Genomic DNA, 13,749 nt, shown 5'->3' with positions numbered 1-13,749 from the left:
AGGAGCCGTCAGAGGAGCGCGGCCCGGGGACCGTCGGGCTGTTCCAGCCGCCGCTCCAGGATGGAGCGGGCGAGCTCCGAGGACTCCGCCTCGGTGAGCCGCCGGAAGCCCTCTTCGGTGATCACGGTGACGATCGGGTAGATCCGGCGGGCCACGTCCGGGCCGCCGGTCGCCGAGTCGTCGTCGGCGGCGTCGTACAGCGCCTGGACGACCAGCGTGGTGGTCTGCTGTTCCGTCAGGTCGTCGCGGTAGAGCTTCTTCATCGAGCCGCGGGCGAAGATGGAGCCGGAGCCCGTCGCCGCGTAGCCCTGCTCCTCGGAGCGGCCGCCCGTCACGTCGTACGAGAAGATGCGGCCCTTCTCGCGGTCGACGTCCCAGCCCGCGAAGAGCGGGACGACGGCCAGGCCCTGCATCGCCATGCCGAGGTTGCTGCGGATCATCGTCGAGAGCCGGTTCGCCTTGCCCTCCAGGGAGAGCTGGGCGCCTTCCACCTTCTCGAAGTGCTCGAGCTCCAGCTGGAAGAGCCTGACCATCTCCACCGCCAGGCCGGCGGTCCCGGCGATGCCCACCGCCGAGTACTCGTCGGCGGGGAACACCTTCTCGATGTCACGCTGCGCGATCATGTTGCCCATGGTGGCCCGCCGGTCGCCGGCGAGCACCACGCCGCCGGGGAACGCGGCGGCGACGATCGTCGTGCCGTGCGGAGCCTCGATGACGCCCTTGACCGGCGGCATGACGCGCCTTCCCGGCAGCATCTCGGGCGCATGGTCGCCCAGGAAGTCCATGAACGACGACGAGCCCGGCGTCAGGAAGGCTGCCGGCAGACGCCCGGTGCTACGAGGGTTGGCTTCCACGCGTTTCCTTCCGGATAGGCGGCGGCCCGCCGCTGGGAGGCCGGGCCGATCTTGCGAACTGTGCAGGGACGATACCCCTACGGCGGCCGGTCATCCGTCCCGGTGTGCCGGACCTCGGTCCACGGCCACCGGGACGGACAACCGGCTCTACTCGCCGCCCTTTTGGACGAAGGAGCGCACGAAGTCCTCCGCGTTCTCCTCGAGCACGTCGTCGATTTCGTCGAGTACCGAGTCGACGTCGTCCGACAGCTTCTCCTGACGCTCCTTGAGGTCCTCGGAAGCCTGCGCGTCCTGCGCGGTCTCCTCGGCCTCCCCGGTGGAACGCGTCGCCTTCTGCTGTCCGCCGTCGGTGTCCTTGGTCGCCATCTCTACCTCACCCCGCTCGCTCGGTTCGATGTCCTTGATCAGACCCTACAAGCGGGGTCTGACATCCGCGCCGTACTTTCACAACGCGTGGGGACCATCTCGATGATTCCCACCCGGCGCCCCTTTCAGCCGCCCGAAAGCACGCGGACCAGGTCTTCCGCCGTCCTGCACCGGTCGAGGAGCTCCTTGACGTGATTACGTGTACCGCGCAACGGTTCCAGCGTGGGCACGCGCTGGAGCGAGTCCCGGCCCGGCAGATCGAAGATCACCGAGTCCCAGGAGGCCGCCGCGACGTCGTCCGCGTACTGCTCCAGGCAGCGGCCGCGGAAATACGCCCTGGTGTCCTCAGGCGGCTTCGTCGAGGCCCGCAGCACCGTGTCCTCGTCCAGCAGCCGCTTCATCTTCCCGCGGGCCGCCAGACGGTTGTACAGGCCCTTCTCGGGGCGAACGTCGGCGTACTGGAGGTCCACGAGATGGAGCCTGGGGGCGTCCCAGTCCAGGCTGTCGCGCCTGCGGTAGCCCTCCAGGAGCTCCCGCTTGGCGATCCAGTCCAGCTCCCCCGACAGGCTCATCGGGTCGTTCTCCAGGCGGTTCAGCACGTCCTCCCAGCGCCCCAGGACGTCCTTGGTCTGGTCGTCCGCGTCGACGCCGAACCGCTCCTCGACGTATTTGCGCGCCAGTTCGAAGTACTCCATCTGCAGCTGGACAGCGGTGAGTGTCCGGCCGCTGCGCAGGGTGATCAGCCGCTGAAGCGACGGGTCGTGCGAGACCTGGTGCAGGGTGCGCACCGGCTGGTCGATCGCCAGGTCGACATTGATGAAGCCGTCCTCGATCATGGACAGCACCAGGGACGTCGTGCCCAGCTTGAGGTACGTCGAGATCTCGGAGAGGTTCGCGTCGCCGATGATGACGTGCAGCCTGCGGTACTTCTCCGCGTCGGAGTGCGGCTCGTCCCGGGTGTTGATGATGGGGCGCTTGAGCGTGGTCTCCAGGCCGACCTCGACCTCGAAATAGTCCGCGCGCTGGCTGATCTGGAAGCCGTGCTCGTGGCCGTCCTGGCCGATGCCCACCCGGCCGGCGCCCGTGACGACCTGCCGGGACACGAAGAACGGCGTCAGGTGGCGCACGATGTCCGAGAAGGGGGTCTCCCGCTTCATCAGGTAGTTCTCGTGCGTGCCGTAGGACGCGCCCTTGTTGTCGGTGTTGTTCTTGTAGAGGTGGATCGGCTGGGCGCCGGGCAGCTGGGCCGCCCGCTCCGCGGCCTCAGCCATGATCCGCTCGCCGGCCTTGTCCCACAGGACCGCGTCCAGTGGGTTGGTCACCTCCGGGGAGCTGTACTCGGGGTGCGCGTGGTCGACGTACAGCCGCGCGCCGTTCGTGAGGATGACATTGGCCAGGCCGATGTCCTCATCGGTGAGCTGACTGTTGTCGGCGGCCTCCCGGGCGAGGTCGAAGCCTCGCGCGTCCCGCAGCGGATTCTCCTCCTCGAAGTCCCAGCGGGCGCGGCGCGCCCGGTGCATCGCCGCCGCGTAGGCGTTGACGATCTGGGACGAGGTGAGCATGGCATTGGCGTTGGGATGGCCGGGGACGGAGATCCCGTACTCCGTCTCGATGCCCATTACTCGCCGTACGGTCATGCGGCCCTCCTTGCCCGGCGTCGCCCCCGGACGGGGGCGGCACTCAAGTACCGCTTCTTCTCCGGTGCGTGTGCGGTGCCCGGCCCCGCACTGCGCGACTCGGCGGTACCGAAGAGCCTAGAACGCCTCTGCGCTGGTGGGGAGATCAATTCCGTCATTGCTCTGGTGTGGTCGGTGTGGCGGCCGGGGTGGCTGGAAAGCAGCCGGCTGCGGATGCCCGGGGGGCACCCGCAGCCGGTCTGCGATCTAGAGGTACTGACCGGTGTTTGCCACCGTGTCGATGGAGCGACCGGTGTCCGCGCCCTGCTTTCCGGTGACGAGCGTACGGATGAATACAATCCGTTCGCCCTTCTTTCCGGAGATTCGAGCCCAGTCGTCCGGGTTGGTGGTGTTCGGCAGGTCCTCGTTCTCCTTGAACTCGTCCACGCATGCCTGGAGGAGGTGGGAGACCCGCAGACCCTTCTGGTTCTGGTCGAGGAAGGCCTTGATGGCCATCTTCTTGGCCCGGTCGACGATGTTCTGGATCATCGCGCCGGAATTGAAGTCCTTGAAGTAAAGGACTTCCTTGTCGCCGTTCGCGTACGTGACCTCGAGGAAGCGATTCTCCTCGGACTCGGCGTACATCTGCTCGACGACCGACTGGATCATGCCGTGGACCGCGGCCTCCCTGGAGCCGGTGTGCTCGGCCAGGTCGTCCGCGTGCAGCGGCAGGGTGGAGCGGAGGTACTTCGCGAAGATGTCCTTCGCCGCCTCCGCGTCCGGACGCTCGATCTTGATCTTGACGTCGAGCCGGCCGGGCCGCAGGATCGCGGGGTCGATCATGTCCTCGCGGTTGGAGGCGCCGATGACGATGACGTTCTCCAGGCCCTCCACACCGTCGATCTCGGCGAGCAGCTGCGGAACGATGGTGTTCTCCACGTCCGAGCTGACACCCGAGCCACGGGTGCGGAAGAGCGACTCCATCTCGTCGAAGAAGACGATGACGGGAGTGCCCTCGCTCGCCTTCTCCCGGGCACGCTGGAAGACGAGGCGGATGTGCCGCTCGGTCTCACCGACGTACTTGTTGAGGAGCTCGGGGCCCTTGATGTTGAGGAAGTAGCTCTTCCCCGCGGGCTGGCCGGTCACCTCGGCGACCTTCTTGGCAAGGGAGTTGGCGACGGCCTTCGCGATCAGCGTCTTGCCGCAGCCGGGCGGACCGTAGAGCAGGATGCCCTTCGGCGGCCGCAGTTCGTGCTCCTTGAAGAGGTCGGGGTAGAGGTACGGAAGCTCGACCGCGTCACGGATCATCTCGATCTGGCCGCCCAGACCGCCGATCTTGTCGTAGTCGACGTCCGGGACCTCTTCGAGGACGAGCTCCTCGACCTCGCTCTTCGGGATGACTTCGTAGACGTAGCCGGACCTGGGTTCGAGCAGCAGGGCGTCGCCGGGGCGGATGGTGACGTCCAGCAGCGGCTCGGCGAGCCGCACCACCCGTTCCTCGTCGGTGTGCCCCTGCACCAGGGCGCGCTCGCCGTCCTCAAGGATCTCCTTGAGGGTGACGATCTCCCCGGCACGCTCGTACGCCATGGCCTCGACCACGTTGAGGGCCTCGTTGAGCATGACCTCCTGGCCACGCCGGAGCTCTTCGAGCTCCACGCTGGGGCTGACGTTCACCCGTAGCTTGCGGCCACCGGTGAAGATGTCGGCCGTGCCGTCCTCGTTCGCCGTGAGGAAGACACCGAAGCCGGCCGGCGGCTGCGCGAGCCGGTCGACTTCCTCCTTGAGGGCCACGATCTGGTCGCGGGCCTCACGGAGCGTATTGGCGAGCCGCTCGTTCTGAGCGGACACGCCGGCCAAGTTGGTCTGCAGCTCGACGATCCGCTCTTCGAGAATCCTCGTATGACGCGGAGAGTCGGCGAGCTTGCGGCGCAGGACGGCGATTTCCTGCTCGAGATAGGCAACCTGGCCGGCGGGGTCCTCAGACCCTCGCCCCGGCCGGATGCCGCGGTTGATGTCGTCGTCGTGGGCTGCCACGGTCCTCACCTCCTCCAAGGGGAGCTGGACGCTTCCTGACCCTACCTGGGCGGGTGCGGGTTGAAACCCCTAGATCACAAAGACTGCGGGGTGTGTCCGATCTTCACCCTTGCGTACTCCCTCACACCAGGGGAATACCCACCCATCAACATCGGAAAGCGGCCGGTTGTATCGTCGAAGTGTTCAACACCCGTCAGGGCTGGCTCCAATTGCTACAACCGCGCAGGAAACGGCAGGAGATATGACCGTGCAGCAGAAGGCTCCCACCGACGACGGCGCACAGACCGGCGACCCGCTCGAGGTGTGGATCGACCAGGACCTCTGCACCGGCGACGGCATCTGCGTCCAGTACGCCCCCGACGTCTTCGAGCTCGACATCGACGGGCTGGCGTACGTGAAGAGCCCCGGCGACGAGCTGCTGCAGAGCCCCGGCGCCACAACGCCCGTGCCGCTGCCGCTTCTCCGGGACGTGGTCGACTCGGCCAAGGAGTGCCCGGGCGACTGCATCCACGTACGCCGTGTCGCGGACCAGGTCGAGGTCTACGGCCCCGACGCGGAGTGACCGCTCACATACTGCGCGCGTCCGGCAGTACGGTCCGGGCGAACTTGCCGCCCCGCCACTGCCACTTGACCGTCTCCCGCCGGTCCGGGCAGCAGCGCGGCACCTCCGGCGAGGAGTAGCCGAGCAGCGTGGCCCGGACCGCGCCGCCGCGTACCGCGAAATCGGTGACGCCCGCCCCGTCGGCCGGGTCCACCAGCGTCGCCACCACCCGCGACGACGGCCCGGTGAGTACGAAGACCCCGCTCGGCGGGGTGCCGATGCCCGACACGCAGCGCACGACCGCCACGGTCTCGGGCCGGCCGTCGCCGTCCAGGTCGCCGGAGCCCTTCTCCACCACGGCGGGCTTCTCTCCGCGGCAGTCCAGCGGGTACGCCGCGCCCGACGCGTCGGGGGCGGGGGCCGCGGCTGCCTTCACCTGCCCGGCAACCGCCGCGGGCGTCTGGGAGGCGGTGGCCGCCTCGGGCTGGAGCAGGCCGGCCGCGGCGACGACCGCGGCCATGGCGGCGGCGGTGGCGAGCCAGTGCACCGGGCGGGGCCGGGCGTGCGCGAGGTCCAGGGCGGCGGCGGAGGTCTGCACGCGGGGTGTCTCCTGGGGCTGTACCGGTGGGGTGGCGAGCATCGTGCCACACGTCACAGTCCGGCGGAACCTCGGGGTCCGTACCGGTGGGGCAAACATCCGGTAACGGAAAAGCGCCGCCGCCGAGTTCCCCGGTCGGTCGGGGAACTCGGCGGCGGCGCTGGCTCGTTGCCGGTTCAGCCCCGGGAGGCGGAACCGCTCTCGCTGCCGGGACCCGTGTAGTCCTCGCCGTACGCGCCCTTGGCGGGGCGGCGGCGGCGCAGCGGGGGCTCCACCCCGTCCGCCAGGCGGCGGGCGGTGAGGAGGAAGCCGGTGTGGCCGATCATCCGATGGTCGGGGCGCACGGCCAGGCCCTCGACGTGCCAGTTGCGGATCATCGACTCCCAGGCGGTCGGCTCCGCGAAGCAGCCGATCTCCCGGATGGACTCGACGGTGCGCGCCAGCTGGGTGGTGGTGGCCACGTAGCAGCAGAGGATGCCGCCGGGCACGAGCGCCTTGCGGACGACCTCGAGGCACTCCCAGGGCGCGAGCATGTCCAGGATCACCCGATCGACGTCGGTGTCGGTCAGGTTGTCCTGGAGGTCGCCGACGGTGAGCTGCCAGGCGGGGTGCGGACCGCCGAAGTAGCGCTCCACGTTCTGCGTGGCGATCTCGGCGAAGTCCTCGCGGCGCTCGTAGGAGTGCAGCATGCCCTGGTCGCCGATGGCGCGCAGCAGGAAGCTGCTCAGCGAGCCGGATCCGACCCCCGCCTCGACGACGCGGGCGCCGGCGAAGATGTCGGCGAAGGCCAGGATCTGGCCCGCGTCCTTGGGGTAGACCACGGCGGCGCCGCGGGGCATGGACAGGACATAGTCGGGGAGCAGGGGGCGCAGCGCGAGGTAGGCGACGTTTCCCGTGGTACGGACAACACTGCCCTCGGGAGCACCGATCAGCTCGTCGTGGGGGAAGGAACCCTTGTGGGTGTGGAAATTCTTCCCGGCCTCGAGCGTGAACGTGTAGTGGCGTCCCTTGGGGTCGGTGAGCTGGACCTGGTCCCCGACCTGGAAGGGGCCGCGACGGCGGGCGGCACCGGTCGGTTCGGACATGTGACCAGCCTACCGGTCTTTCGGGGGCCCGATTCGCCGCGGTACGCCGTCGGAGGGGGCGCGGGCGTCTACTGCGGGCGGGCCATGGCCGACACGAAGGCGCGCTCCACGTCGGCGGTGGACAGCACGCCGTAGATCTCGCCGGTCTCCTCGACCACCAGGTACTCCGTCGCGGGGGCGGCCCGCAGACGCTCCAGCAGGGCCTCGCCCGCCAGCTCGGCCGCGATCTTCATGTCCTCGGTGAGGTCCTGGGCGAGTCCGCTCACCGCGACCCACGGCCTGCGGTGCTCCGGTACGCCGACGATCGCCGTCTCGCGGACCACGCCGGTGGGCTCCCCCTGGCCGTCGACGACGACCAGGGCGCGGGCCCCGGCCGCGTTGGCACGGCGCAGGGCCTCGGACAGCGGGGTGGCGGACTCGACGGGGACGGCGCGGCGGGTGAGTGTACGGGCGCGCAGGTCGGGGAGGTGCTCGCGCAGCCGGGCCATGCGCAGGCTGTTGCCGGCGCCGGTCCAGATGATGGCGGCGAGGATGGCGGCGAGCAGGGCGTCGGTGACGGTCTCCATGCCGCCGATGTCCTCGGTGGAGTTGCCGAGGGCGCCGGTGTGGGTGAGCAGCGGGAGGCCGATGAGGACGGCGACGGCGAGCGCCCGGCCGACCCAGGCGGCGGCGATGGTGCCGCTCATCGGCTTGCCGGTGATCTTCCACACGACGGCCCGGAGCATCCGGCCGCCGTCCAGCGGGAGGCCCGGCAGCAGGTTGAAGGCCGCCACGATGAGGTTGGAGATCATCAGGCCGGCCAGCAGGACGCCGGGCACCGTGCCGGGCTCCACGATCCGCATGCCGGCGTAGAAGACGCCGCCCAGGACGAGCGAGAGCAGCGGGCCGACGAAGGCGAGGACGAACTCGCGCCCCGGGGTCTCGGACTCCTTCTCGATCTCCGAGACCCCGCCGAAGAACTGGAGCTGGATGCGGCGCACCGGCAGCTTGAAGCGGAGCGCGGCGACGGTGTGGGCCAGCTCGTGGACCAGCACGGAGGCGTAGAAGGCGACGGCGAAGAAGAGGGAGACCAGGTAGCGGAGGTTGCCCAACTCCGGCAGGACGCGGTCGAGCTGGCCGCCGAAGACCCAGGTGATGAGGGCGGCGACGAGGAACCAGCTGGGGGCGACGTAGACCGGCACGCCGAACGGGCGGCCCATGAGGAGGCCGCCGCCCGGCTCGCGCGGGCGCTGCGGCTTGCCGCCGCTCCCGCCGCTCTCGCCGCGCTTGTCGCGCTCGCCGCTCTCGTTCACAGGGGCCCTTCGTTCGCAGGCGTCCTCGCGCCGCGTCCGCCGGCCACGCAGCGCGAGAGGGGTCTGCCGTCGATGGTATGCGGACTGCCCCGCCGGGCTCCGCCTCGGCTCCCCTTTTGCGGCCATTGATGCCGGGTCTGTCAGTGCGGGGTCTTAGGGTCGTGGCATGACTACGAGTTCCGGTCGGGCCGACGCTGCCCAGCGCCCCACGTCGCTCTCCCCCTCGCGGGCGAGCGATTTCATGCAGTGCCCGCTGCTCTACCGGTTCCGGGTGATCGACAAGCTGCCGGAGAAGCCGAGCGAGGCGGCGACCCGGGGCACGCTGGTGCACGCCGTGCTGGAGCGGCTCTTCGACGTACCGGCGACGGAGCGCACGGCGGGGCGGGCGAGGGCGCTGGTGCCCGGTCAGTGGAACCGGCTGCTGGAGTCGAAGCCGCAGCTCACAGAGCTGTTCGCGGAGGATCCGGAGGGTGAGCGGCTGTCCCGCTGGCTGGTGGAGGCCGAGGAGCTGGTCGAGCGGTGGTTCACGCTGGAGGACCCGACGCGGCTGGAGCCGGCCGAGCGGGAGCTCTTCGTCGAGACGGAGCTGGAGTCGGGACTGCGGCTGCGCGGCATCATCGACCGGGTGGACGTGGCGCCCTCCGGTGAGGTGCGGATCGTCGACTACAAGACGGGCAAGGCGCCCCGGGCCGAGTACGCCGATGGCGCGCTGTTCCAGATGAAGTTCTACGCGCTGGTGATCTGGCGGTGGAAGGGCGTGGTGCCGCGCCGGCTCCAGCTGGTCTACCTCGGCAGTGGCGACGTGCTGACGTACGACCCGGTCGAGGCGGACCTGGAGCGGGTGGAGCGCAAGCTGCTCGCCCTGTGGGAGGCCATCAAGGAAGCCACCGAGACGGGTGAGTGGCGCCCGCGCCCGACGAAGCTCTGCGGCTGGTGCGACCACCGGGCGGTGTGCCCGGAATTCGGCGGCACTCCCCCGGCGTACCCGCTGCCCGTGCAGCTGACGGTGCGCCCGGCCGATTCGGCCGAGGGCGGCCAGGGCAGAATGGACGCGGTCTAGAGAAGGAGTCCTCCGTGGCTATCCGCGTCCTACTGGTCGACGACCAGCCCCTGCTGCGCACCGGCTTCCGGATGATTCTGGAGGCCGAGCAGGATCTCGCGGTCGTCGGTGAGGCCGGAGACGGTCTCCAGGCGCTCGACCAGGTGCGGGCGCTCCAGCCCGATGTCGTCCTGATGGACATCCGGATGCCCCGGATGGACGGTGTGGAGGCGACGCGTCAGATCACCGGCCCCGGCAAGGACGGCCCGGCGAAGGTGCTCGTGCTGACGACGTTCGACCTCGACGAGTACGTCGTGGAGGCGCTGCGCGCCGGGGCCAGCGGCTTCCTGCTGAAGGACGCGCCCGCCACCGAGCTGGTGCAGGCGATCCGGGTGGTCGCGGCGGGCGAGGCGATGCTGGCGCCGAGCATCACGCGCCGGCTGCTCGACAAGTACGCCGACCACCTGCCGTCGGGCGAGGAGCAGGTGCCGGACACGCTGCACACCCTCACCGAGCGCGAGGTGGAGGTGCTGAAGCTGGTGGCCCGCGGGCTGTCCAACGCGGAGATCGCCGCCGACCTCTTCGTGAGCGAGACGACCGTGAAGACGCACGTGGGGCATGTGCTGACGAAGCTCGGGCTGCGCGACCGCGTGCAGGCCGCGGTGTACGCGTACGAGAGCGGCCTGGTCAGGCCGGGCGCCCAGTAACACCCGCACGGCGTGAAGCCGGGCCCGGCCCGGAGGGGCTGGGCCCGGCTTCACGCGTTTCGGCCGACGGCGTGGGCTCAGCCCTTGCTGATCTCCCAGAACCGGAAGACGGTCGACGCGTCCAGGGTCCACTCCAGGCCCGAGATGTCGTCGTACGCCACGGCGTACTGCTTGCCCTGCCACAGCGGGATGATCGGCACCTCGTCGGCGACGATGTCCTGGAGCTTGTTGAAGTCCTCCTCCGCCATGGGACGGTCGGTCGCGGCGGCGGTGTCGGGGATGATCCCCTCGGTGATCCTGCGGTTCTCGTAGTTGTTGGCGAGGACGTTGTCCTTGCCGAAGAACGGCAGGGTGAAGTTGTCCGGGTCCGGGTAGTCGGGGACCCAGCCCTTCACGTACACGCCGTACTTGCCGGCCGCGATGTTCCGCTCGTACTCGTTGATCTCGACCGACTCGACCGTCGCGTCGAACAGCCCGCTCTTGTTGAGCTGCTTGGCTATCGCCTTGAACTCCTCGACGGTGGCGGGGCCGTAGCGGCTGGGCGTGGCCCAGAGGGTGAGCTTCACCTTGTCCGTGATGCCCGCGCCGCGCAGGGCCCGCTGGGCCTTGGCGGGCTGCGGGCTGCCGCCGTAGGTGTCGAAGAACGCGGTGTTGTGGGCGCCGATGCCGCTCGGGATGATCGAGTACAGCGGGGTGGCGGTGGACTGGTAGACGTCCCGCACCAGGGCGTCGCGGTCGATGAGGAACGCCATGGCCTTGCGCACGGCGGGCTTGCCGACGACCGGGTCGTTCACGTTGAAGACCAGGTGCTGGACCTCGGCGCTGGAGCCCTCGACGACCTCGATGCCCTTCTCGCGGTGGGCGGTGGAGGTCTCCAGGTCGGCGATGTCGTCGGCCGTGAGTCCTCGGTAGGCGACGTCGACGTCGCGCTCCTTGAGGGAGGCGGCCAGCGCCTTCTGGTCGCCGTGGAAGAACTTCATGGTGACGCCGTCGTTCTTCGTCTCGGCGGTGCCCTGGTAGTTCTCGTTGACCGAGAAGGACGCGTCGGCCCGGCCGAAGGAATCGAGCTTGTACGGGCCCGAGCCGACCGCCTTGTTGTCCGTGCGCAGCTTGTCGAAGGCGTACTCGCGGTGGTCGACGATGGAGCCGGCGCCCGAGGCGATCTTGCTCGGGAAGGTGGCGTCCGGCACCTTGAGGCGGAAGACGATGTTCTTCGCGTCCGGCGTCTCGATCCTGTCGATGGAACCGAGCATGACCGCGGCGGGGCCGGCCTTGTCGTTGATCTTCAGCGAGCGTTCGAAGGAGTACTTGACGTCCTTCGTGGTCAGCTCGTTGCCGTTGCTGAACTTCAGACCGTCGCGCAGGGTGCAGCGGAAGACCGTGCTGCCGCCCTTGTCGAAGTCGCAGGTCTTCGCGGCCTCGGGCTGCGGGGAGGTGCTGCCCTTGGGGAAGCTCAGCAGCGACTGGAAGACGTTGTTGAACAGCAGCCAGGAGCCCGGGTCGTAACCCGATGCCGGGTCGGTGGCCAGCACCTCGTCCGACATTCCGATGACCACACCGCCCTCAGTGCCCCCCGGGCCGCCCTCTTCGGTGCCACAACCGCTGAGCAGCCCCGCCGCCAGTCCCGCCGCGAGCGGGGCCGTCAGCCACTGGTTACGCCTTTTCACGGATCCTTGCCTCACAGATTCAATGAATTACCCACCGGCGGCGCGGTCTTCGCCGCCGGATACTGCCGGCGTCAGGAGACGCCGCGGCCCAGCTCCCACAACTGCAGGTCGGCCGAGGAGTTGATGGCCCACTCGACGCCGGTGATGTCGTCGCGCGCGGCGACGTACTGCTTGCCCTGCCACAGCGGCAGCACCGGCACGTCGTTGGCGACGATCTCCTGGATGCGCTCGAACGGCCCGGCGGCCGAGGCCCGGTCGGCCGCGCGGCGCGACTCGGGGATGAGCTTGTTCCTGGCTTCGCTGCTCACGTACGGGGAATTGAGGAAGTTGTCCTTGTCCAGGAACGGCGCCACGTAGTTGTCGGCGTCCGGGAAGTCCGGGAACCAGCCCATGCCGTAGACGGCGTACTCGCCGCGCTTCTGGCTGTCACGGAACTTCGACCACTCGGTTCCCTCGATGTCGACGTCGAAGAGGCTCGTGGCGTTGAGCTGCTCCTGGAGCACCTCGAACTCCTTCTTCGTCGCCGGGCCGTAGTGGTCGGTCGTGTAGTTCAGCGTCAGCTTCACCGGCGTGGTGATGCCGGCCGCCTTGAGGATGCCGGCGGCCTTGGGCCGGTTCGGCTCGCCGTACTTGTTGAAGAACGCGTTCTGGTGCCCGGTGATGGTGTTCGGGATGAGCGAGTACAGCGGCTCGGCCGTGGCGGGGTAGACCTTGCTCGCGAGGTCCCCGCGGTCGACGACGGCGGCCAGCGCCTGGCGCACCGCCTTGCTCTTGACGGTGGAGTCGTCGGTGTCGAAGCCGAGGTAGCGGATCTCCAGGCCGGGCATCTCGACGAGGTCGATGCCCTCGGCCGGGTTCTCCGACAGGTCCTTGATCTGCTCGGGCTGGAGGGTGCGCGTCATCATGCTGATGTCGCCGTCCTTCAGCGCCTTCTCCATCGACTCGGTGTCGGTGAAGGACCGCAGCTCGATCTTGTCGTTGCGGAGCTTCAAGTCGCCCTTGTACTCGGGGTTCTTGGTGAAGACGGCCTTGACGACCCGGTCGCCCTCGGTCTCGGTCTCCAGCGTGTACGGGCCCGAGCCGTCGGCGGCGAAGCCGTCCCGGAGCCTGTCGGCCTCGTACGTGTCGGAGTCGACGATGGCCGCGGCCGGCGTGGCGATCTTGTACGGGAACGTGGCGTCCGGCGTCTTGAGGTGGAAGACGATCTCGTGGTCGCCGTTGGTCTCGATGGTGTCGATGTTCGACAGCAGCGCGACCGGACCGTTGTTGTTCTTGATCTTCAGGACGCGCTCGACGGAGAACTTCACGTCCTCCGCGGTGAGGGCGTCGCCGTCGGCGAACTTCAGCCCGCTGCGCAGGGTGCAGCGGTAGCTCTCGTTCTGGGTGTCCGTGAAGCCGCACTTGGAGGCCGCGTCCGGCACCGGCTCACCGCCGCCGCGCGGGACGTGCATCAGCATCTGGACGGTCTGTCGCAGAACGTTCCAGGCGCCGGCGTCGTAGGCGAACGCCGGGTCGAAGGGCGCGGGAGCGTCCTTCGTCGCCACGAACTGGTCCGTGGTGCCCACGACGATGGCGTCACCGCCCTTCCCGCCGACGTCCACGCCGCCGCAGGCGGCCAGCGCGGGCGCGAGCAGGCCGATCACGGCCGGCAGCACCAAAGTCTTGCGGTTCATCCTGGACGTTCTCCCTCATCCGGCACTGAGTTTTCAGCGGTGTACGGGATACTCCGCCGCGCCGCCCGGTCGGGGCGGAGCGATCGGGCCGGGATCAGAGCGATCGGTTCTGTGGTACCAGCAACTGGTTGAGCGCTGGAGCACATGGGGGTGCGGCGAAGTTCTCGAGTTGAGATTAGTGGGAATCACCCGAGGGGCCGGACCGGGCCGCTGCCCACCGTTACCGCTCGGTGATCATGGAACCGGGCGGCTCGGCGCGGTGGGGCGGGAATGTTTC

At 69.1% G+C, this 13,749-nt stretch carries 12 protein-coding genes; 3 read left to right on the top strand and 9 right to left on the bottom strand.

Annotated features, from left to right (window positions below):
• Positions 1–8: 8 nt before the first annotated feature.
• From prcB to arc, 4 genes are all read right to left on the bottom strand, one after another.
• Positions 9–854, bottom strand: a complete 846-nt coding sequence (prcB, locus tag E2E34_RS00645) for a proteasome subunit beta (RefSeq protein ID WP_138899917.1) — start codon at positions 852–854, stop codon at positions 9–11.
• A gap of 147 nt (positions 855–1,001) precedes the next feature.
• Positions 1,002–1,220 (bottom strand): ubiquitin-like protein Pup, encoded by a 219-nt coding sequence (locus E2E34_RS00635; RefSeq protein WP_069929576.1) that lies wholly within the window; start codon positions 1,218–1,220, stop codon positions 1,002–1,004.
• A gap of 125 nt (positions 1,221–1,345) precedes the next feature.
• Positions 1,346–2,857, bottom strand: a complete 1,512-nt coding sequence (gene dop, locus E2E34_RS00630) for a depupylase/deamidase Dop (RefSeq protein ID WP_341870200.1) — start codon at positions 2,855–2,857, stop codon at positions 1,346–1,348.
• A 246-nt stretch (positions 2,858–3,103) separates the two neighbouring features.
• A complete protein-coding gene (arc, locus tag E2E34_RS00625) occupies positions 3,104–4,870 on the bottom strand; it encodes a proteasome ATPase (RefSeq protein WP_138899916.1) in 1,767 nt (588 codons plus the stop codon).
• Between the two features lie 241 nt (positions 4,871–5,111).
• Between arc and E2E34_RS00615 the strand changes: the two genes are divergently transcribed.
• Positions 5,112–5,432, top strand: a complete 321-nt coding sequence (locus E2E34_RS00615; protein ID WP_138895647.1) for a ferredoxin — start codon at positions 5,112–5,114, stop codon at positions 5,430–5,432.
• A gap of 4 nt (positions 5,433–5,436) precedes the next feature.
• Here E2E34_RS00615 and E2E34_RS00610 read toward each other — a convergent pair whose 3' ends face one another.
• From E2E34_RS00610 to E2E34_RS00600, 3 genes are all read right to left on the bottom strand, one after another.
• Positions 5,437–6,009: a hypothetical protein gene (locus E2E34_RS00610; protein ID WP_138899915.1), complete on the bottom strand. Its 573-nt coding sequence runs from the start codon at positions 6,007–6,009 to the stop codon at positions 5,437–5,439.
• A 176-nt stretch (positions 6,010–6,185) separates the two neighbouring features.
• Positions 6,186–7,094 (bottom strand): tRNA (adenine-N1)-methyltransferase, encoded by a 909-nt coding sequence (locus E2E34_RS00605; RefSeq protein ID WP_138894557.1) that lies wholly within the window; start codon positions 7,092–7,094, stop codon positions 6,186–6,188.
• A gap of 68 nt (positions 7,095–7,162) precedes the next feature.
• Positions 7,163–8,386 (bottom strand): site-2 protease family protein, encoded by a 1,224-nt coding sequence (locus tag E2E34_RS00600; protein ID WP_138899914.1) that lies wholly within the window; start codon positions 8,384–8,386, stop codon positions 7,163–7,165.
• Positions 8,387–8,552: 166 nt separating this feature from the next.
• Here E2E34_RS00600 and E2E34_RS00595 point away from each other — a divergent pair, with 166 nt between their 5' ends.
• Together E2E34_RS00595 and E2E34_RS00590 are read left to right on the top strand one after the other, a co-directional pair.
• A complete protein-coding gene (locus tag E2E34_RS00595) occupies positions 8,553–9,446 on the top strand; it encodes a RecB family exonuclease (RefSeq protein WP_138899913.1) in 894 nt (297 codons plus the stop codon).
• A gap of 14 nt (positions 9,447–9,460) precedes the next feature.
• Positions 9,461–10,132, top strand: a complete 672-nt coding sequence (locus tag E2E34_RS00590) for a response regulator (protein ID WP_138894555.1) — start codon at positions 9,461–9,463, stop codon at positions 10,130–10,132.
• A gap of 77 nt (positions 10,133–10,209) precedes the next feature.
• Here E2E34_RS00590 and E2E34_RS00585 read toward each other — a convergent pair whose 3' ends face one another.
• Positions 10,210–11,799 carry an ABC transporter substrate-binding protein gene (locus E2E34_RS00585; protein ID WP_138899912.1) on the bottom strand — a complete coding sequence of 530 codons (1,590 nt, stop codon included), beginning with the start codon at positions 11,797–11,799 and terminating at the stop codon, positions 10,210–10,212.
• A gap of 71 nt (positions 11,800–11,870) precedes the next feature.
• Complete coding sequence (locus E2E34_RS00580) at positions 11,871–13,472, bottom strand: ABC transporter substrate-binding protein (protein WP_138899911.1); 1,602 nt, start codon at positions 13,470–13,472, stop codon at positions 11,871–11,873.
• Between the last annotated feature and the right edge of the window lie 277 nt (positions 13,473–13,749).

It is taken from the genome of Streptomyces albidochromogenes, assembly GCF_005981925.1.
In the GTDB taxonomy this organism is placed as follows: Bacteria; Actinomycetota; Actinomycetes; order Streptomycetales; family Streptomycetaceae; genus Streptomyces; species Streptomyces albidochromogenes.
The sequence above is the reverse complement of the archived record's forward strand: the minus strand, read 5'-3'. Positions and strand labels throughout refer to the sequence as shown.